31 protein-coding genes are annotated in these 16,191 nt (G+C 50.4%); 30 read left to right on the forward strand and 1 reads right to left on the reverse strand.

Annotation, left to right across the window (positions count from 1 at the left end):
- The first annotated feature begins 14 nt into the window (after positions 1–14).
- The 3 genes from tuf (at position 15) to bfr (ending at position 2,122) form a co-directional block, all read left to right on the forward strand.
- On the forward strand, positions 15–1,199 hold the full coding sequence (tuf, locus tag ABGB15_RS02070; protein ID WP_152082495.1) for an elongation factor Tu: 1,185 nt from the start codon (positions 15–17) through the stop codon (positions 1,197–1,199).
- Positions 1,200–1,378: 179 nt separating this feature from the next.
- Positions 1,379–1,573 carry a bacterioferritin-associated ferredoxin gene (bfd, locus tag ABGB15_RS02075; protein ID WP_003863268.1) on the forward strand — a complete coding sequence of 65 codons (195 nt, stop codon included), beginning with the start codon at positions 1,379–1,381 and terminating at the stop codon, positions 1,571–1,573.
- Between the two features lie 72 nt (positions 1,574–1,645).
- Complete coding sequence (bfr, locus tag ABGB15_RS02080) at positions 1,646–2,122, forward strand: bacterioferritin (RefSeq protein ID WP_003863270.1); 477 nt, start codon at positions 1,646–1,648, stop codon at positions 2,120–2,122.
- Here the strand turns inward: bfr and ABGB15_RS02085 are convergent.
- The gene (locus tag ABGB15_RS02085; RefSeq protein ID WP_215723914.1) at positions 2,106–2,579 is read right to left on the reverse strand and encodes an A24 family peptidase; all 474 of its coding nucleotides are present in this window, start codon (positions 2,577–2,579) and stop codon (positions 2,106–2,108) included. The two genes, bfr and ABGB15_RS02085, sit on opposite strands and share 17 nt — an antisense overlap.
- Before the next feature lie 380 nt (positions 2,580–2,959).
- Between ABGB15_RS02085 and rpsJ the strand changes: the two genes are divergently transcribed.
- The 27 genes from rpsJ (at position 2,960) to rpoA (ending at position 16,188) form a co-directional block, all read left to right on the forward strand.
- Entirely contained in the window at positions 2,960–3,271 is a 312-nt protein-coding gene (rpsJ, locus tag ABGB15_RS02090) for a 30S ribosomal protein S10 (RefSeq protein WP_001181005.1), read from the forward strand.
- 32 nt (positions 3,272–3,303) lie between these two features.
- Positions 3,304–3,933, forward strand: a complete 630-nt coding sequence (gene rplC / locus ABGB15_RS02095; protein WP_006178923.1) for a 50S ribosomal protein L3 — start codon at positions 3,304–3,306, stop codon at positions 3,931–3,933.
- A 10-nt stretch (positions 3,934–3,943) separates the two neighbouring features.
- The gene (gene rplD / locus ABGB15_RS02100) at positions 3,944–4,549 is read left to right on the forward strand and encodes a 50S ribosomal protein L4 (protein ID WP_000424395.1); all 606 of its coding nucleotides are present in this window, start codon (positions 3,944–3,946) and stop codon (positions 4,547–4,549) included.
- Positions 4,546–4,848: a 50S ribosomal protein L23 gene (rplW, locus tag ABGB15_RS02105; protein WP_000617546.1), complete on the forward strand. Its 303-nt coding sequence runs from the start codon at positions 4,546–4,548 to the stop codon at positions 4,846–4,848. The genes rplD and rplW overlap by 4 nt, the downstream gene beginning before the upstream one ends.
- Before the next feature lie 17 nt (positions 4,849–4,865).
- Positions 4,866–5,687 (forward strand): 50S ribosomal protein L2, encoded by an 822-nt coding sequence (rplB, locus tag ABGB15_RS02110; protein WP_000301859.1) that lies wholly within the window; start codon positions 4,866–4,868, stop codon positions 5,685–5,687.
- 16 nt (positions 5,688–5,703) lie between these two features.
- On the forward strand, positions 5,704–5,982 hold the full coding sequence (rpsS, locus tag ABGB15_RS02115; RefSeq protein ID WP_001138117.1) for a 30S ribosomal protein S19: 279 nt from the start codon (positions 5,704–5,706) through the stop codon (positions 5,980–5,982).
- A 14-nt stretch (positions 5,983–5,996) separates the two neighbouring features.
- Positions 5,997–6,329 carry a 50S ribosomal protein L22 gene (rplV, locus tag ABGB15_RS02120; protein ID WP_002919773.1) on the forward strand — a complete coding sequence of 111 codons (333 nt, stop codon included), beginning with the start codon at positions 5,997–5,999 and terminating at the stop codon, positions 6,327–6,329.
- Between the two features lie 17 nt (positions 6,330–6,346).
- Entirely contained in the window at positions 6,347–7,048 is a 702-nt protein-coding gene (gene rpsC / locus ABGB15_RS02125; protein ID WP_000529945.1) for a 30S ribosomal protein S3, read from the forward strand.
- 12 nt (positions 7,049–7,060) lie between these two features.
- Positions 7,061–7,471 (forward strand): 50S ribosomal protein L16, encoded by a 411-nt coding sequence (rplP, locus tag ABGB15_RS02130; protein ID WP_002919759.1) that lies wholly within the window; start codon positions 7,061–7,063, stop codon positions 7,469–7,471.
- Positions 7,471–7,662 (forward strand): 50S ribosomal protein L29, encoded by a 192-nt coding sequence (rpmC, locus tag ABGB15_RS02135; protein ID WP_003863282.1) that lies wholly within the window; start codon positions 7,471–7,473, stop codon positions 7,660–7,662. The genes rplP and rpmC overlap by 1 nt, the downstream gene beginning before the upstream one ends.
- On the forward strand, positions 7,662–7,916 hold the full coding sequence (rpsQ, locus tag ABGB15_RS02140) for a 30S ribosomal protein S17 (protein WP_008503489.1): 255 nt from the start codon (positions 7,662–7,664) through the stop codon (positions 7,914–7,916). Before rpmC ends, rpsQ begins: the two co-directional genes overlap by 1 nt.
- Before the next feature lie 166 nt (positions 7,917–8,082).
- Positions 8,083–8,454: a 50S ribosomal protein L14 gene (gene rplN, locus ABGB15_RS02145; protein WP_002919748.1), complete on the forward strand. Its 372-nt coding sequence runs from the start codon at positions 8,083–8,085 to the stop codon at positions 8,452–8,454.
- Positions 8,455–8,464: 10 nt separating this feature from the next.
- Complete coding sequence (gene rplX, locus ABGB15_RS02150; RefSeq protein ID WP_003863287.1) at positions 8,465–8,779, forward strand: 50S ribosomal protein L24; 315 nt, start codon at positions 8,465–8,467, stop codon at positions 8,777–8,779.
- Between the two features lie 14 nt (positions 8,780–8,793).
- A complete protein-coding gene (gene rplE / locus ABGB15_RS02155; RefSeq protein ID WP_001096206.1) occupies positions 8,794–9,333 on the forward strand; it encodes a 50S ribosomal protein L5 in 540 nt (179 codons plus the stop codon).
- A gap of 14 nt (positions 9,334–9,347) precedes the next feature.
- Positions 9,348–9,653 (forward strand): 30S ribosomal protein S14, encoded by a 306-nt coding sequence (gene rpsN, locus ABGB15_RS02160; RefSeq protein WP_003863291.1) that lies wholly within the window; start codon positions 9,348–9,350, stop codon positions 9,651–9,653.
- Positions 9,654–9,683: 30 nt separating this feature from the next.
- Positions 9,684–10,076: a 30S ribosomal protein S8 gene (gene rpsH / locus ABGB15_RS02165; protein ID WP_006178918.1), complete on the forward strand. Its 393-nt coding sequence runs from the start codon at positions 9,684–9,686 to the stop codon at positions 10,074–10,076.
- Positions 10,077–10,088: 12 nt separating this feature from the next.
- Positions 10,089–10,622, forward strand: coding sequence for a 50S ribosomal protein L6 (gene rplF / locus ABGB15_RS02170; protein ID WP_152082492.1), 534 nt, complete (start codon positions 10,089–10,091; stop codon positions 10,620–10,622).
- A gap of 9 nt (positions 10,623–10,631) precedes the next feature.
- Positions 10,632–10,985 carry a 50S ribosomal protein L18 gene (rplR, locus tag ABGB15_RS02175; protein ID WP_003863297.1) on the forward strand — a complete coding sequence of 118 codons (354 nt, stop codon included), beginning with the start codon at positions 10,632–10,634 and terminating at the stop codon, positions 10,983–10,985.
- A 14-nt stretch (positions 10,986–10,999) separates the two neighbouring features.
- Positions 11,000–11,500, forward strand: coding sequence for a 30S ribosomal protein S5 (gene rpsE, locus ABGB15_RS02180; RefSeq protein WP_003863299.1), 501 nt, complete (start codon positions 11,000–11,002; stop codon positions 11,498–11,500).
- Between the two features lie 6 nt (positions 11,501–11,506).
- The gene (rpmD, locus tag ABGB15_RS02185; RefSeq protein ID WP_003863301.1) at positions 11,507–11,686 is read left to right on the forward strand and encodes a 50S ribosomal protein L30; all 180 of its coding nucleotides are present in this window, start codon (positions 11,507–11,509) and stop codon (positions 11,684–11,686) included.
- 3 nt (positions 11,687–11,689) lie between these two features.
- Entirely contained in the window at positions 11,690–12,124 is a 435-nt protein-coding gene (gene rplO / locus ABGB15_RS02190; RefSeq protein ID WP_061706984.1) for a 50S ribosomal protein L15, read from the forward strand.
- Between the two features lie 7 nt (positions 12,125–12,131).
- Positions 12,132–13,463, forward strand: coding sequence for a preprotein translocase subunit SecY (gene secY / locus ABGB15_RS02195; protein ID WP_003863305.1), 1,332 nt, complete (start codon positions 12,132–12,134; stop codon positions 13,461–13,463).
- Between the two features lie 31 nt (positions 13,464–13,494).
- Entirely contained in the window at positions 13,495–13,611 is a 117-nt protein-coding gene (rpmJ, locus tag ABGB15_RS02200) for a 50S ribosomal protein L36 (RefSeq protein ID WP_000868187.1), read from the forward strand.
- A 146-nt stretch (positions 13,612–13,757) separates the two neighbouring features.
- The gene (gene rpsM / locus ABGB15_RS02205) at positions 13,758–14,114 is read left to right on the forward strand and encodes a 30S ribosomal protein S13 (protein WP_013099021.1); all 357 of its coding nucleotides are present in this window, start codon (positions 13,758–13,760) and stop codon (positions 14,112–14,114) included.
- A gap of 16 nt (positions 14,115–14,130) precedes the next feature.
- Positions 14,131–14,520, forward strand: a complete 390-nt coding sequence (gene rpsK / locus ABGB15_RS02210) for a 30S ribosomal protein S11 (RefSeq protein WP_003031137.1) — start codon at positions 14,131–14,133, stop codon at positions 14,518–14,520.
- Positions 14,521–14,552: 32 nt separating this feature from the next.
- A complete protein-coding gene (rpsD, locus tag ABGB15_RS02215; RefSeq protein WP_004868345.1) occupies positions 14,553–15,173 on the forward strand; it encodes a 30S ribosomal protein S4 in 621 nt (206 codons plus the stop codon).
- Positions 15,174–15,198: 25 nt separating this feature from the next.
- The gene (rpoA, locus tag ABGB15_RS02220) at positions 15,199–16,188 is read left to right on the forward strand and encodes a DNA-directed RNA polymerase subunit alpha (RefSeq protein ID WP_002919219.1); all 990 of its coding nucleotides are present in this window, start codon (positions 15,199–15,201) and stop codon (positions 16,186–16,188) included.
- Positions 16,189–16,191 lie beyond the last annotated feature (3 nt).

Consider the following 16,191-nt stretch of genomic DNA (forward strand, 5'->3'; position numbering starts at 1 on the left):
TAAGGAATATAGCCGTGTCTAAAGAAAAATTTGAACGTACAAAACCGCACGTCAACGTCGGTACTATCGGCCACGTTGACCATGGTAAAACTACCCTGACTGCTGCAATCACTACCGTTCTGGCTAAAACCTACGGTGGTTCTGCTCGTGCATTCGACCAGATCGATAATGCGCCAGAAGAAAAAGCGCGTGGTATCACCATCAACACCTCTCACGTTGAATATGACACCCCGACTCGCCACTACGCACACGTAGACTGCCCAGGCCACGCCGACTATGTTAAAAACATGATCACCGGTGCTGCGCAGATGGACGGCGCGATCCTGGTTGTTGCTGCGACTGACGGCCCAATGCCTCAGACCCGTGAGCACATCCTGCTGGGTCGTCAGGTAGGCGTTCCTTTCATCATCGTGTTCCTGAACAAATGCGACATGGTTGATGACGAAGAGCTGCTGGAACTGGTAGAGATGGAAGTTCGTGAACTGCTGTCTCAGTACGATTTCCCAGGCGACGACACCCCAATCGTTCGTGGTTCTGCACTGAAAGCGCTGGAAGGCGAAGCACAGTGGGAAGAGAAAATCATCGAACTGGCTGGCTACCTGGATTCTTACATCCCGGAACCAGAGCGTGCAATTGACAAGCCATTCCTGCTGCCAATCGAAGACGTATTCTCCATCTCCGGTCGTGGTACCGTTGTTACCGGTCGTGTAGAGCGCGGTATCATCAAAGTTGGCGAAGAAGTTGAAATCGTTGGTATCAAAGAGACTGCGAAGTCTACCTGTACTGGCGTTGAAATGTTCCGCAAACTGCTGGACGAAGGCCGTGCCGGTGAGAACGTTGGTGTTCTGCTGCGTGGTATCAAACGTGAAGAAATCGAACGTGGTCAGGTACTGGCGAAGCCAGGCTCAATCAAGCCACACACCAAGTTCGAATCTGAAGTGTACATCCTGTCCAAAGACGAAGGCGGCCGTCATACTCCGTTCTTCAAAGGCTACCGTCCACAGTTCTACTTCCGTACAACTGACGTGACCGGTACCATCGAACTGCCAGAAGGCGTAGAGATGGTAATGCCAGGCGACAACATCAAGATGGTTGTGACTCTGATCCACCCAATCGCGATGGACGACGGTCTGCGTTTCGCAATCCGTGAAGGCGGCCGTACCGTTGGCGCGGGCGTTGTTGCTAAAGTTCTGGGCTAATTAATTATCCCTGAATTAAAAAAGGACGCTTCGGCGTCCTTTTTTGTTTTCTCTTATACTGTGCTTGTCACAAATTTTCGCATTTTTTGCTTGTCCCCGCCCCGTATCCTGGATGCTGTGCTATTGTAATCATAACCATTCTCACTTACACTTTGCGCATATTTTGAACGGGAGTGTTTATGTACGTCTGTTTATGCAATGGTGTGAGTGACAAAAAAATACGTCAGGCCGTTCGCCAGTTCCAGCCTCAGTCATTCCAGCAGCTTCGCAAGTTTGTTCCGGTGGGAAATCAATGCGGTAAATGCGTTCGCGCAGCGCGTGAGATCATGCAGGACGAACTGATGCAGATCCCGGAATTCAAAGAGATCGCGTAAGCCTCTATCTTTTTTTTGACATCTCCGTAGCCCGATCTACGCTTCAATGAGTGGAAGCGGAGGGACTATATAATGAAAGGTGATGTTAAAATCATAAGTTATCTCAATAAATTATTGGGAAATGAGCTTGTCGCAATCAATCAGTATTTTCTCCATGCAAGAATGTTCAAAAACTGGGGACTGACTCGCCTCAACGATGTTGAATACCATGAGTCCATTGATGAAATGAAACACGCCGATAAATACATTGAGCGTATTTTATTTCTCGAAGGCATTCCTAACCTACAGGATCTCGGAAAACTGGGCATCGGAGAAGATGTCGAAGAGATGCTGCGTTCTGATCTCCGGCTCGAGCTGGAGGGTGCAAAAGACCTGCGTGAAGCCATTGCCTATGCGGACAGCGTACATGACTACGTCAGCCGCGATATGATGATCCAGATCCTGGCCGATGAAGAAGGGCACATCGACTGGCTTGAGACCGAACTGGATCTCATTAGCAAAATTGGCCTACAGAACTACCTTCAGTCTCAGATCAAAGTGGAAAGTTAATCAGGCTTTCCCAGCCAACGCATAAACCCGCTGCCGCCAGAAATGGCCCAAAAGGCAGTGGGTTTTTTAATGCCTGCTTACCGGCGGTGAACAACGAGACACCAACCAGATACAGCAGAGCCATTAACGCGGCCACTAATGCCAGTACTGGCAGTACACACCAGCCATGCCATGCTCCCAACGCCGCCAGATATTTTATGTCGCCATATCCCATCCCTTCACGTCGGCAGATGAGCCGGTATCCCCAATAGATAACGGCGAATCCGGCGTATCCTGCCATCGCACCGACTACCGCGCTCGGCAAAAAATCAGGATGGAGACAAAGCTGGTAGAGCAGGCCGATCCATAGCAGCGGGCAAAGAAATTTATCGGGAAGAAGCCCCGTGCGAATATCGGTGCGAACAAGCAAGGCCGATAACGCAAAATAGATCAGCAGAAAGGGGAGGGACAGTAGCATAGCGAGAGCCTCAAAATGGTTTGAGCGCATACTCGTTATAATCTGCATGTCCGGCAATGTGTAAAAACAGCAATTGCGCAGCGGCTTCAGACAAAGAGTTGAGAAGGGATACTTTGCATAAAAAGTTGCGAGGCCTTACGCAGAGTACGTCTTTGGCGCTTAATTTCTAAACGGCACTTGCGTCTTCCCCAGATTTACGTATAATGCGCGGGCTTGTCGTAATTGACGGCGGGTTCAATCTGAACCAGAGTAGCTCACTTTGTTACTCAACAATGCTCCCAATTGGGGAGCTACGTAAGAACGGTTACACTCTCCCATCAATCGTAATGGGTTTGAGGAGTAATCATTTTCGTTTATAAAATAATTGGAGCTCTGGTCTCATGCAGAACCAAAGAATCCGTATCCGCCTGAAAGCGTTTGATCATCGTCTGATCGATCAATCAACCGCGGAAATCGTCGAGACTGCTAAGCGCACTGGTGCGCAAGTCCGTGGTCCGATCCCGCTGCCGACCCGCAAAGAGCGCTTCACCGTTCTGATCTCCCCGCACGTTAACAAAGACGCGCGCGATCAGTACGAAATCCGCACTCACAAGCGTCTGGTTGACATCGTTGAGCCAACTGAGAAAACCGTTGATGCTCTGATGCGTCTGGATCTGGCTGCCGGTGTAGACGTGCAGATCAGCCTGGGTTAATCAGGTCATCGAGCGATTGAGAGGTTGATACAATGATTGGTTTAGTCGGTAAAAAAGTGGGAATGACCCGCATCTTCACTGAAGATGGCGTTTCTATCCCAGTAACCGTAATCGAAGTTGAAGCAAACCGCGTTACTCAGGTTAAAGATCTGGCTAACGATGGCTACCGTGCTGTTCAGGTGACCACTGGTGCTAAAAAAGCTAACCGTGTAACCAAACCAGAAGCGGGTCACTTCGCTAAAGCTGGCGTAGAAGCTGGCCGTGGTCTGTGGGAATTCCGTCTTGCTGAAGGCGAAGAGTTCACCGTAGGTCAGGACATTAGCGTTGAGCTGTTTGCTGACGTTAAAAAAGTTGACGTAACCGGTACCTCTAAAGGTAAAGGTTTTGCTGGTACCGTTAAGCGCTGGAACTTCCGTACCCAGGACGCTACTCACGGTAACTCCTTGTCTCACCGCGTTCCGGGTTCTATCGGTCAGAACCAGACTCCGGGCAAAGTGTTCAAAGGCAAGAAAATGGCAGGTCAGCTGGGTAACGAACGTGTAACCGTTCAGAGCCTGGACGTAGTACGTGTTGACGCTGAGCGCAACCTGCTGCTGGTTAAAGGTGCAGTTCCGGGTGCAACCGGTAGCGACCTGATCGTTAAACCAGCTGTGAAGGCGTAAGGGGATAGCAATGGAATTAGTATTGAAAGACGCGCAGAGCGCGCTGACTGTTTCCGAAACTACCTTCGGTCGTGATTTCAACGAAGCGCTGGTTCACCAGGTTGTTGTTGCTTATGCAGCTGGTGCTCGTCAGGGTACTCGTGCTCAGAAGACTCGTGCTGAAGTAACTGGTTCTGGCAAAAAGCCATGGCGTCAGAAAGGTACCGGCCGTGCGCGTTCAGGTTCTATCAAGAGCCCGATCTGGCGTTCAGGTGGCGTGACCTTCGCTGCGCGTCCACAGGACCACAGTCAAAAAGTTAACAAAAAGATGTACCGCGGCGCGCTGAAAAGCATCCTGTCCGAACTGGTACGTCAGGATCGTCTGATCGTTGTCGAGAAGTTCTCTGTTGAAGCGCCTAAAACTAAGCTGCTGGCACAGAAACTGAAAGACATGGCTCTGGAAGATGTGCTGATCATCACCGGTGAGCTGGACGAGAACCTGTTCCTGGCCGCACGTAACCTGCACAAGGTTGACGTACGCGATGCGACTGGTATCGACCCGGTTAGCCTGATCGCCTTCGACAAAGTCGTAATGACTGCTGATGCTGTTAAGCAAGTTGAGGAGATGCTGGCATGATTCGTGAAGAACGTCTGCTGAAGGTGCTTCGCGCACCGCACGTTTCTGAAAAAGCGTCTACTGCGATGGAAAAAACAAACACCATCGTTCTCAAAGTTGCTAAAGACGCGACCAAAGCAGAGATCAAAGCTGCTGTGCAGAAACTGTTTGAAGTCGAAGTCGAAGTCGTTAACACCCTGGTAGTTAAAGGGAAAGTTAAACGTCACGGACAGCGTATCGGTCGTCGTAGCGACTGGAAAAAAGCTTACGTCACCCTGAAAGAAGGCCAGAATCTGGACTTCGTTGGCGGCGCTGAGTAAGTCGGAGGAGTAATACAATGGCAGTTGTTAAATGTAAACCGACATCTCCGGGTCGTCGCCACGTAGTTAAAGTGGTTAACCCTGAGCTGCACAAGGGCAAACCTTTTGCTCCGTTGCTGGAAAAAAACAGCAAATCCGGTGGTCGTAACAACAATGGCCGTATCACCACTCGTCACATCGGTGGTGGCCACAAGCAGGCTTATCGTATTGTTGACTTCAAACGCAACAAAGACGGTATCCCAGCAGTTGTTGAGCGTCTTGAGTACGATCCGAACCGTTCCGCGAACATCGCGCTGGTTCTGTACAAAGATGGCGAACGCCGTTACATCCTGGCCCCTAAAGGCCTGAAAGCTGGCGACCAGATTCAGTCTGGCGTTGATGCTGCAATCAAAGCAGGCAACACCCTGCCGATGCGCAATATCCCGGTTGGTTCTACCGTTCATAACGTAGAAATGAAACCAGGTAAAGGCGGTCAGCTGGCGCGTTCCGCGGGTACTTACGTTCAGATCGTTGCGCGTGACGGTGCTTATGTCACCCTGCGTCTGCGTTCTGGTGAAATGCGTAAAGTCGAAGCAGACTGCCGCGCTACTCTGGGCGAAGTTGGCAATGCTGAGCATATGCTGCGCGTTCTGGGTAAAGCTGGTGCTGCACGCTGGCGTGGTGTTCGTCCTACCGTTCGCGGTACTGCGATGAACCCAGTCGACCACCCACATGGTGGTGGTGAAGGTCGTAACTTTGGTAAGCACCCGGTAACTCCGTGGGGCGTTCAGACCAAAGGTAAGAAGACCCGCAGCAACAAGCGTACTGATAAATTTATCGTACGTCGCCGTAGCAAATAATTTTAGAGGATAAGCCATGCCACGTTCTCTCAAGAAAGGTCCTTTTATTGACCTGCACTTGCTGAAGAAGGTAGAGAAAGCGGTGGAAAGCGGAGACAAGAAGCCCCTGCGCACTTGGTCCCGTCGTTCAACGATCTTTCCTAACATGATCGGTTTGACCATCGCTGTCCATAATGGTCGTCAGCACGTTCCAGTCTTTGTTACCGACGAAATGGTTGGTCACAAACTGGGTGAATTCGCACCGACTCGTACTTATCGCGGCCACGCTGCTGATAAAAAAGCGAAGAAGAAATAAGGTAGGAGGAAGAGATGGAAACTTTAGCTCAACATCGCCATGCTCGTTCTTCTGCACAGAAGGTTCGCCTTGTTGCTGACCTGATTCGCGGTAAGAAAGTGTCGCAGGCCCTGGACATCCTGACCTATACCAACAAGAAAGCTGCGGTATTGGTCAAGAAAGTACTGGAATCTGCCATTGCTAACGCTGAACACAACGATGGCGCTGACATCGACGATCTGAAAGTCGCGAAAATTTTCGTAGATGAAGGCCCAAGCATGAAGCGCATTATGCCGCGTGCGAAAGGTCGTGCAGATCGCATCCTGAAGCGCACCAGCCACATTACTGTGGTTGTGTCCGATCGCTGAGACTCTGGAGACTAGCAATGGGTCAGAAAGTACATCCTAATGGTATTCGCCTGGGTATTGTAAAACCATGGAACTCTACCTGGTTTGCGAACACCAAAGAATTCGCTGACAACCTGGACAGCGATTTTAAAGTACGTCAGTACCTGACTAAGGAACTGGCTAAAGCGTCTGTATCTCGTATCGTTATCGAGCGTCCAGCTAAGAGCATCCGTGTGACTATTCACACCGCTCGTCCTGGCATCGTTATCGGTAAGAAAGGCGAAGACGTAGAAAAACTGCGCAAGGTCGTAGCGGATATCGCTGGCGTTCCTGCACAGATCAATATCGCTGAAGTTCGTAAGCCTGAACTGGACGCTAAATTGGTTGCTGACAGCATCACTTCACAGCTGGAACGTCGTGTTATGTTCCGTCGTGCTATGAAGCGTGCTGTACAGAACGCAATGCGTCTGGGCGCTAAAGGTATCAAAGTTGAAGTTAGCGGCCGTCTGGGCGGCGCGGAAATCGCACGTACCGAATGGTACCGTGAAGGTCGCGTACCGCTGCACACTCTGCGTGCTGACATCGACTACAACACCTCTGAAGCGCACACCACTTACGGTGTAATCGGCGTTAAGGTATGGATCTTCAAAGGTGAGATCCTGGGTGGTATGGCTGCTGTTGAACAACCGGAAAAACCGGCTGCTCAACCTAAAAAGCAGCAGCGTAAAGGCCGTAAATAAGGAGCGTCGCTGATGTTACAACCAAAGCGTACAAAATTCCGTAAAGTGCACAAAGGCCGCAACCGTGGTCTGGCGCAGGGTACGGATGTTAGCTTCGGCACTTTCGGTCTGAAAGCTGTTGGCCGTGGTCGTCTGACTGCACGTCAGATCGAAGCAGCACGTCGTGCAATGACCCGTGCAGTTAAGCGTCAAGGTAAGATCTGGATCCGTGTATTCCCGGACAAACCGATCACCGAGAAGCCACTGGAAGTTCGTATGGGTAAAGGTAAAGGTAACGTGGAGTACTGGGTTGCCTTGATCCAACCGGGCAAAGTCCTTTATGAAATGGACGGTGTTCCGGAAGAGCTGGCCCGTGAAGCCTTCGGCCTGGCAGCAGCGAAACTGCCTATCAAAACCACCTTTGTAACTAAGACGGTGATGTAATGAAAGCAAAAGAGCTGCGTGAAAAAAGCGTTGAAGAGCTGAACGCTGAGCTGCTGAACCTGCTGCGTGAGCAGTTCAACCTGCGTATGCAGGCTGCAAGTGGCCAGCTGCAACAGACTCACCTGCTGAAGCAAGTGCGTCGCAATGTTGCACGCGTTAAGACTTTACTGACTCAGAAGGCGGGTGCGTAATGACCGATAAAATCCGTACTCTGCAAGGTCGTGTTGTTAGCGACAAAATGGAGAAATCCATTGTTGTAGCTATCGAACGTATTGTGAAACACCCGATCTACGGTAAATTCATCAAGCGTACGACCAAACTGCACGTACATGACGAGAACAACGAATGTGGTATCGGCGACAAGGTTGAAATCCGTGAATGCCGTCCACTGTCCAAGACTAAGTCCTGGACGCTGGTTCGCGTTGTAGAGAAAGCGGTTCTGTAATACAGTACGCCTTCTCAATACGAATAAACGGCTCAGCGATGAGCCGTTTATTTTTTCTACCCATATTGCAGAAGCGGTGTTATAATGCCGCGCCCTCGATATGGGGCTTTTTAACGGCTCTGATTTTAGAGTCTCAGGTAGTAGTTGACATTAGCGGAGCACTAAAATGATCCAAGAACAGACTATGCTGAACGTCGCCGACAACTCCGGTGCACGTCGCGTAATGTGTATCAAGGTTCTGGGTGGCTCGCACCGTCGCTACGCAGGCGTAGGCGACATCATCAAGATCACCATCAAAGAAGCAATTCCACGTGGTAAGGTCAAAAAAGGTGATGTGCTGAAGGCGGTAGTGGTGCGCACCAAGAAGGGTGTTCGTCGCCCTGACGGTTCTGTCATTCGCTTCGATGGTAATGCATGCGTTATTTTAAACAATAACAGCGAGCAGCCTATCGGCACGCGTATCTTTGGGCCGGTAACTCGTGAACTTCGTACTGAGAAGTTCATGAAAATTATCTCTCTGGCACCAGAAGTACTCTAAGGAGCGAATCATGGCAGCGAAAATCCGTCGTGATGACGAAGTTATCGTGTTAACCGGTAAAGATAAAGGTAAACGCGGTAAAGTAAAAAATGTTCTGTCTTCCGGCAAACTTGTCGTTGAAGGTATCAACCTGGTTAAGAAACATCAGAAGCCGGTTCCGGCCCTGAACCAACCAGGCGGCATCGTTGAAAAAGAAGCTGCTATTCAGGTTTCTAACGTTGCAATCTTCAATGCGGCTACCGGCAAGGCTGACCGTGTAGGCTTTAGATTCGAAGACGGCAAAAAAGTCCGTTTCTTCAAGTCTAACAGCGAAACTATCAAGTAATTTGGAGTAGTACGATGGCGAAACTGCATGATTACTACAAAGACGAAGTAGTTAACAAACTCATGACTGAGTTTAACTACAATTCTGTCATGCAAGTCCCTCGGGTCGAGAAGATCACCCTGAACATGGGTGTTGGTGAAGCGATCGCTGACAAGAAACTGCTGGATAACGCAGCAGCTGACCTGACAGCAATCTCCGGTCAAAAACCGTTGATCACCAAAGCACGCAAATCAGTTGCAGGCTTCAAAATCCGTCAGGGCTATCCGATCGGCTGTAAAGTAACTCTGCGTGGCGAACGCATGTGGGAGTTCTTTGAGCGCCTGATCACTATTGCTGTTCCACGTATCCGTGACTTCCGTGGCTTGTCCGCTAAGTCTTTCGACGGTCGTGGTAACTACAGCATGGGTGTCCGTGAGCAGATCATCTTCCCAGAAATCGACTACGATAAAGTCGACCGCGTGCGTGGTTTGGATATTACCATTACCACTACTGCGAAATCTGACGAAGAAGGCCGTGCTCTGCTGGCTGCCTTTGACTTCCCGTTCCGCAAGTAAGGTAGGGTTACTGAATGGCTAAGCAATCAATGAAAGCACGCGAAGTAAAGCGCGTAGCTTTAGCTGATAAATTCTTCGCTAAACGCGCTGAACTGAAAGCGATCATTTCTGATGTGAACGCTTCCGACGAAGATCGTTGGAATGCTGTTCTCAAGCTGCAGTCTCTGCCGCGTGATTCCAGCCCGTCTCGTCAGCGTAACCGCTGTCGTCAAACAGGTCGTCCACATGGTTATGTGGGCAAGTTTGGGTTGAGCCGTATCAAACTGCGTGAAGCCGCTATGCGCGGTGAAGTGCCAGGCTTGAAAAAGGCTAGCTGGTAATTACCAATTGAATCACGGGAGTAAAGACAGATGAGCATGCAAGATCCGATCGCGGATATGCTGACCCGTATCCGTAACGGTCAGGCCGCGAACAAAGTTGCGGTCACCATGCCTTCCGCCAAGCTGAAAGTGGCAATTGCCAACGTGCTGAAGGAAGAAGGTTTTATCGAAGATTTTAAAGTTGAAGGCGACACCAAGCCGGAACTGGAACTTACTCTCAAGTATTTCCAGGGTAAAGCTGTTGTAGAAAGCATTCAGCGTGTCAGCCGCCCAGGCCTGCGCATCTATAAGAAAAAAGATGAGCTGCCAAAAGTAATGGCTGGTCTTGGTATCGCAGTTGTTTCTACCTCTAAAGGTGTTATGACTGATCGTGCAGCGCGCCAGGCTGGTCTTGGTGGCGAAATTATCTGCTACGTAGCCTAATCGGAGGAAAGAATGTCTCGTGTTGCTAAAGCACCGGTCGTTATTCCTGCCGGCGTTGATGTAAAAATCGACGGTCAGGTTATTACGATCAAAGGTAAAAACGGCGAGCTGACTCGTACCCTCAACAATGCTGTTGAAGTTAAACATGCAGATAACGCTCTGACCTTCGGTCCACGTGATGGTTTCGTGGATGGATGGGCTCAGGCTGGTACCGCGCGTGCCCTGCTGAACTCAATGGTTGTTGGTGTTACCGAAGGCTTCACTAAAAAGCTTCAGCTGGTTGGTGTAGGTTATCGTGCAGCGATCAAAGGGAATGCAGTAGGCCTGTCTCTGGGCTTCTCACACCCTGTTGAGCATCAGCTGCCAGCCGGTATCACTGCAGAATGTCCGACTCAGACAGAAATCGTGCTGAAAGGCGCTGATAAACAGCTGATCGGTCAGGTTGCAGCAGATCTGCGCGCCTACCGTCGTCCTGAGCCTTATAAAGGCAAGGGTGTTCGTTACGCCGACGAAGTCGTGCGTACCAAAGAGGCTAAGAAGAAGTAAGGTAACACTATGGATAAGAAATCTGCTCGTATCCGTCGTGCGACCCGCGCACGCCGCAAGCTCAAAGAGCTGGGTGCAACTCGCCTGGTGGTACATCGTACCCCGCGTCATATTTACGCACAGGTAATTGCACCGAACGGTTCTGAAGTTCTGGTAGCTGCTTCTACTGTAGAAAAAGCTATCTCAGAACAATTGAAGTACACCGGTAACAAAGACGCCGCTGCAGCTGTAGGTAAAGCTGTTGCTGAACGCGCTCTGGAAAAAGGCATCAGCAATGTTTCCTTTGACCGTTCCGGGTTCCAATATCATGGTCGTGTCCAGGCACTGGCAGATGCTGCCCGTGAAGCTGGCCTTCAGTTCTAAGGTAGAGGTGTAAGATGGCTCACATCGAAAAACAGGCTGGCGAACTGCAGGAAAAGCTGATCGCGGTAAACCGCGTATCTAAAACCGTTAAAGGTGGTCGTATTTTCTCCTTCACAGCTCTGACTGTTGTTGGCGATGGTAACGGTCGCGTTGGTTTTGGTTACGGTAAAGCGCGTGAAGTTCCAGCAGCGATCCAGAAAGCGATGGAAAAAGCCCGTCGCAATATGATTAACGTCGCGCTGAACAACGGCACCCTGCAACACCCGGTTAAAGGTGTTCACACGGGTTCTCGTGTATTCATGCAGCCAGCTTCAGAAGGTACCGGTATCATCGCCGGTGGTGCAATGCGCGCCGTTCTGGAAGTTGCTGGGGTTCATAACGTTCTGGCTAAAGCATATGGTTCCACCAACCCGATCAACGTGGTTCGTGCAACTATTGATGGCCTGGAAAATATGAATTCTCCAGAAATGGTCGCTGCCAAGCGTGGTAAATCCGTTGAAGAAATTCTGGGGTAATTGACCATGGCAAAGACTATTAAAATCACTCAAACCCGCAGTGCAATCGGTCGTCTGCCGAAACACAAGGCAACGCTGCTTGGCCTGGGTCTGCGTCGTATTGGTCATACCGTTGAGCGCGAGGATACTCCTGCTGTTCGTGGTATGGTCAACGCGGTTTACTTCATGGTTAAAGTTGAGGAGTAAGAGATGCGTTTAAATACTCTGTCTCCGGCCGAAGGCTCTAAAAAGGCGGGTAAACGCCTGGGTCGTGGTATCGGTTCTGGCCTCGGCAAAACCGGTGGTCGTGGTCACAAAGGTCAGAACTCTCGTTCTGGCGGTGGCGTACGTCGCGGTTTCGAGGGTGGCCAGATGCCACTGTACCGTCGTCTGCCGAAGTTCGGCTTCACCTCTCGCAAAGCAGCGATCACAGCGGAAGTCCGTCTGTCTGACCTGGCGAAAGTTGAAGGCGGCGTTGTAGACCTGAACACGCTGAAAGCAGCTAACATTATCGGTATCCAGATCGAGTTCGCGAAAGTGATCCTGTCTGGTGAAGTTTCTACTCCGGTAACTGTTCGTGGCCTGCGTGTTACTAAAGGTGCTCGTGCTGCTATCGAAGCTGCTGGCGGTAAAATTGAGGAATAAGTAGCAGATGGCTAAGCAACCGGGATTAGATTTTCAAAGTGCCAAAGGTGGATTTGGCGAGCTGAAACGCAGACTGCTGTTTGTTATCGGCGCGCTGATTGTGTTCCGTATTGGCTCTTTTATTCCGATCCCTGGTATCGATGCCGCTGTACTTGCCAAACTGCTTGAGCAACAGCGAGGCACCATCATTGAGATGTTTAACATGTTCTCTGGTGGTGCTCTCAGCCGTGCTTCTATCTTCGCGCTGGGTATCATGCCGTACATTTCGGCTTCGATTATTATCCAGCTGCTGACGGTCGTTCATCCGGCCCTGGCAGAGCTGAAGAAAGAAGGGGAATCTGGACGTCGTAAGATTAGCCAGTACACCCGTTACGGCACTCTGGTGCTGGCAATATTCCAGTCGATCGGTATTGCTACCGGTCTTCCGAATATGCCTGGTATGCAGGGCCTGGTTCTTAATCCAGGCTTTGCATTCTATTTCACCGCTGTTGTAAGTCTGGTCACAGGGACGATGTTCCTGATGTGGCTCGGCGAACAGATTACTGAACGTGGTATCGGTAACGGTATCTCAATCATTATCTTCGCCGGTATTGTTGCGGGTCTCCCGCCAGCCATCGCCCACACTATCGAGCAAGCGCGTCAAGGCGACCTGCACTTCCTCCTGTTGCTGTTGGTTGCAGTATTAGTATTTGCAGTGACGTTCTTTGTTGTCTTTGTTGAACGTGGTCAACGCCGCATTGTGGTGAACTACGCCAAACGTCAGCAAGGTCGTCGTGTCTATGCTGCACAGAGCACACATTTACCGCTGAAAGTGAACATGGCGGGGGTTATCCCGGCTATCTTCGCTTCCAGTATTATTCTGTTCCCGGCAACCATCGCGTCATGGTTCGGGGGCGGTACTGGTTGGAACTGGCTGACAACAATTTCGCTGTATTTGCAGCCTGGGCAACCACTTTATGTGTTACTCTATGCGTCTGCGATCATCTTCTTCTGTTTCTTCTACACGGCGTTGGTTTTCAACCCGCGTGAAACAGCAGATAACCTGAAGAAGTCCGGTGCATTTGTACCAGGAATTCGTCCGGGAGAGCAAACGGCGAAGTATATCGATAAAGTAATGACACGCCTGACTTTGGTTGGTGCGCTTTATATTACTTTTATCTGCCTGATCCCGGAGTTCATGCGTGATGCAATGAAAGTACCGTTCTACTTCGGTGGGACCTCACTGCTTATCGTTGTTGTCGTGATTATGGACTTTATGGCTCAAGTGCAAACTCTGATGATGTCCAGTCAGTATGAGTCTGCATTGAAGAAGGCGAACCTGAAAGGCTACGGCCGCTAATTGGTCGCCTGAGAAGTTACGGAGAGTAAAAATGAAAGTTCGTGCTTCCGTCAAGAAATTATGCCGTAACTGCAAAATCGTTAAGCGTGATGGTGTCATCCGTGTGATTTGCAGTGCCGAGCCGAAGCATAAACAGCGCCAAGGCTGATTATTTCGCATATTTTTCTTGCAAAGTTGGGTTGAGCTGGCTAGATTAGCCAGCCAATCTTTTGTATGTCTGTACGTTTCCATTTGAGTATCCTGAAAACGGGCTTTTCAGCATGGTGCGTACATATTAAATAGTAGGAGTGCATAGTGGCCCGTATAGCAGGCATTAACATTCCTGATCAGAAACATGCTGTGATCGCATTAACTTCGATCTACGGCATCGGCAAGACCCGTTCTAAAGCCATTTTGGCTGCAGCGGGTATCGCTGAAGATGTTAAGATCAGTGAGCTGTCTGAAGGACAAATCGACACGCTGCGTGACGAAGTTGCCAAATTTGTCGTTGAAGGTGATCTGCGCCGTGAAATCAGCATGAGCATCAAGCGCCTGATGGATCTTGGTTGCTATCGCGGTTTGCGTCATCGTCGTGGTCTGCCAGTGCGCGGTCAGCGTACTAAGACCAACGCACGTACCCGTAAGGGTCCGCGCAAACCGATCAAGAAATAATCGGGGTGATTGAATAATGGCAAAGGCACCAATTCGTGCACGTAAACGTGTAAGAAAACAAGTCTCTGACGGCGTGGCTCATATCCATGCTTCTTTCAACAACACCATCGTTACCATTACTGATCGTCAGGGTAACGCATTGGGTTGGGCAACAGCCGGTGGTTCCGGTTTCCGTGGTTCTCGCAAATCCACTCCGTTTGCAGCTCAGGTTGCAGCAGAGCGTTGCGCTGAAGCCGTAAAAGAATACGGCATCAAGAATCTGGAAGTTATGGTTAAAGGTCCGGGTCCGGGTCGTGAATCTACTGTTCGCGCTCTGAACGCCGCTGGTTTCCGCATCACGAATATTACTGATGTGACTCCGATCCCTCATAACGGTTGTCGTCCGCCGAAAAAACGTCGCGTATAACGCTCGTTTTTTAGGTTAGTTGGAGATAGAAAATGGCAAGATATTTGGGTCCTAAGCTCAAGCTGAGCCGTCGTGAGGGCACCGACTTATTCCTTAAGTCTGGCGTTCGCGCGATCGATACCAAGTGTAAAATTGAACAAGCTCCTGGCCAGCACGGTGCGCGTAAACCGCGTCTGTCTGACTATGGTGTGCAGTTGCGTGAAAAGCAAAAAGTTCGCCGTATGTACGGTGTGCTGGAGCGTCAGTTCCGTAACTATTATAAAGAAGCAGCACGTCTGAAAGGCAACACAGGTGAAAACCTGCTGGCCCTGCTGGAAGGTCGTCTGGACAACGTTGTTTACCGTATGGGCTTCGGCGCGACTCGTGCTGAATCACGCCAGCTGGTTAGCCATAAAGCAATCATGGTAAACGGTCGTGTTGTTAACATCGCTTCTTATCAGGTTAAAGCGAATGACGTTGTTAGCATTCGTGAGAAAGCGAAAAAGCAATCTCGCGTGAAAGCCGCTCTGGAGCTGGCTGAGCAGCGTGAAAAGCCAACCTGGCTGGAAGTTGATGCTGGCAAGATGGAAGGTACGTTCAAGCGTCAGCCAGAACGTTCTGATCTGTCTGCGGACATTAACGAACACCTGATCGTCGAGCTTTACTCCAAGTAAAGCTTAGTACCAAAGAGAGGACACAATGCAGGGTTCTGTGACAGAGTTTCTAAAACCGCGCCTGGTAGATATCGAGCAAGTGAGTTCGACGCACGCCAAGGTGACCCTTGAGCCTTTAGAGCGTGGCTTTGGCCATACTCTGGGTAACGCACTGCGCCGTATTCTGCTCTCATCGATGCCGGGTTGCGCGGTGACCGAGGTTGAGATTGATGGTGTACTTCATGAGTACAGCACCAAAGAAGGCGTTCAGGAAGATATCCTTGAAATCCTGCTCAACCTGAAAGGGCTGGCGGTGAGAGTTCAGGGTAAAGATGAAGTTATTCTTACTCTGAATAAATCTGGCATTGGCCCTGTGACTGCAGCCGACATCACCCACGACGGTGATGTTGAAATCGTCAAGCCGCAGCACGTGATCTGCCACCTGACCGATGAGAACGCGGCTATTAGCATGCGTATCAAAGTTCAGCGCGGTCGTGGTTATGTGCCGGCTTCTGCCCGAATTCATTCGGAAGAAGATGAGCGCCCAATCGGCCGTCTGCTGGTCGACGCATGCTACAGCCCTGTAGAGCGTATTGCCTACAATGTTGAAGCAGCGCGTGTAGAACAGCGTACCGACCTGGACAAGCTGGTCATCGAAATGGAAACCAACGGTACAATCGATCCTGAAGAGGCGATTCGTCGTGCGGCAACCATCCTGGCAGAACAACTGGAAGCTTTCGTTGACTTACGTGATGTACGTCAGCCGGAAGTGAAAGAAGAGAAACCAGAATTCGATCCGATCCTGCTGCGCCCTGTTGACGATCTGGAATTGACTGTCCGCTCTGCTAACTGCCTCAAGGCAGAAGCTATCCACTATATCGGTGATCTGGTACAGCGTACCGAGGTTGAGTTGCTGAAAACGCCGAACCTGGGTAAAAAATCTCTTACCGAGATTAAAGACGTGCTGGCTTCACGTGGTCTGTCTCTGGGCATGCGCCTGGAAAACTGGCCACCGGCAAGCATTGCTGACGAGTAACCG

Source organism: Enterobacter sp. MALB-1 (assembly GCF_041021625.1).
GTDB classification, from domain to species: domain Bacteria; phylum Pseudomonadota; class Gammaproteobacteria; order Enterobacterales; family Enterobacteriaceae; genus Enterobacter; species Enterobacter oligotrophicus.

Bases quoted from the DNA above. Each gene is read 5' to 3' on its own strand.
- bfd (WP_003863268.1), top strand. From the start codon at position 1,379: ATGTACGTCTGTTTATGCAATGGTGTGAGTGACAAAAAAATACGTCAG.
- bfr (WP_003863270.1), top strand. From the start codon at position 1,646: ATGAAAGGTGATGTTAAAATCATAAGTTATCTCAATAAATTATTGGGA.
- ABGB15_RS02085 (WP_215723914.1), bottom strand. From the start codon at position 2,579: ATGCTACTGTCCCTCCCCTTTCTGCTGATCTATTTTGCGTTATCGGCC.
- rpsJ (WP_001181005.1), top strand. From the start codon at position 2,960: ATGCAGAACCAAAGAATCCGTATCCGCCTGAAAGCGTTTGATCATCGT.
- rplC (WP_006178923.1), top strand. From the start codon at position 3,304: ATGATTGGTTTAGTCGGTAAAAAAGTGGGAATGACCCGCATCTTCACT.
- rplD (WP_000424395.1), top strand. From the start codon at position 3,944: ATGGAATTAGTATTGAAAGACGCGCAGAGCGCGCTGACTGTTTCCGAA.
- rplW (WP_000617546.1), top strand. From the start codon at position 4,546: ATGATTCGTGAAGAACGTCTGCTGAAGGTGCTTCGCGCACCGCACGTT.
- rplB (WP_000301859.1), top strand. From the start codon at position 4,866: ATGGCAGTTGTTAAATGTAAACCGACATCTCCGGGTCGTCGCCACGTA.
- rpsS (WP_001138117.1), top strand. From the start codon at position 5,704: ATGCCACGTTCTCTCAAGAAAGGTCCTTTTATTGACCTGCACTTGCTG.
- rplV (WP_002919773.1), top strand. From the start codon at position 5,997: ATGGAAACTTTAGCTCAACATCGCCATGCTCGTTCTTCTGCACAGAAG.
- rpsC (WP_000529945.1), top strand. From the start codon at position 6,347: ATGGGTCAGAAAGTACATCCTAATGGTATTCGCCTGGGTATTGTAAAA.
- rplP (WP_002919759.1), top strand. From the start codon at position 7,061: ATGTTACAACCAAAGCGTACAAAATTCCGTAAAGTGCACAAAGGCCGC.
- rpmC (WP_003863282.1), top strand. From the start codon at position 7,471: ATGAAAGCAAAAGAGCTGCGTGAAAAAAGCGTTGAAGAGCTGAACGCT.
- rpsQ (WP_008503489.1), top strand. From the start codon at position 7,662: ATGACCGATAAAATCCGTACTCTGCAAGGTCGTGTTGTTAGCGACAAA.
- rplN (WP_002919748.1), top strand. From the start codon at position 8,083: ATGATCCAAGAACAGACTATGCTGAACGTCGCCGACAACTCCGGTGCA.
- rplX (WP_003863287.1), top strand. From the start codon at position 8,465: ATGGCAGCGAAAATCCGTCGTGATGACGAAGTTATCGTGTTAACCGGT.
- rplE (WP_001096206.1), top strand. From the start codon at position 8,794: ATGGCGAAACTGCATGATTACTACAAAGACGAAGTAGTTAACAAACTC.
- rpsN (WP_003863291.1), top strand. From the start codon at position 9,348: ATGGCTAAGCAATCAATGAAAGCACGCGAAGTAAAGCGCGTAGCTTTA.
- rpsH (WP_006178918.1), top strand. From the start codon at position 9,684: ATGAGCATGCAAGATCCGATCGCGGATATGCTGACCCGTATCCGTAAC.
- rplF (WP_152082492.1), top strand. From the start codon at position 10,089: ATGTCTCGTGTTGCTAAAGCACCGGTCGTTATTCCTGCCGGCGTTGAT.
- rplR (WP_003863297.1), top strand. From the start codon at position 10,632: ATGGATAAGAAATCTGCTCGTATCCGTCGTGCGACCCGCGCACGCCGC.
- rpsE (WP_003863299.1), top strand. From the start codon at position 11,000: ATGGCTCACATCGAAAAACAGGCTGGCGAACTGCAGGAAAAGCTGATC.
- rpmD (WP_003863301.1), top strand. From the start codon at position 11,507: ATGGCAAAGACTATTAAAATCACTCAAACCCGCAGTGCAATCGGTCGT.
- rplO (WP_061706984.1), top strand. From the start codon at position 11,690: ATGCGTTTAAATACTCTGTCTCCGGCCGAAGGCTCTAAAAAGGCGGGT.
- secY (WP_003863305.1), top strand. From the start codon at position 12,132: ATGGCTAAGCAACCGGGATTAGATTTTCAAAGTGCCAAAGGTGGATTT.
- rpmJ (WP_000868187.1), top strand. From the start codon at position 13,495: ATGAAAGTTCGTGCTTCCGTCAAGAAATTATGCCGTAACTGCAAAATC.
- rpsK (WP_003031137.1), top strand. From the start codon at position 14,131: ATGGCAAAGGCACCAATTCGTGCACGTAAACGTGTAAGAAAACAAGTC.
- rpsD (WP_004868345.1), top strand. From the start codon at position 14,553: ATGGCAAGATATTTGGGTCCTAAGCTCAAGCTGAGCCGTCGTGAGGGC.
- rpoA (WP_002919219.1), top strand. From the start codon at position 15,199: ATGCAGGGTTCTGTGACAGAGTTTCTAAAACCGCGCCTGGTAGATATC.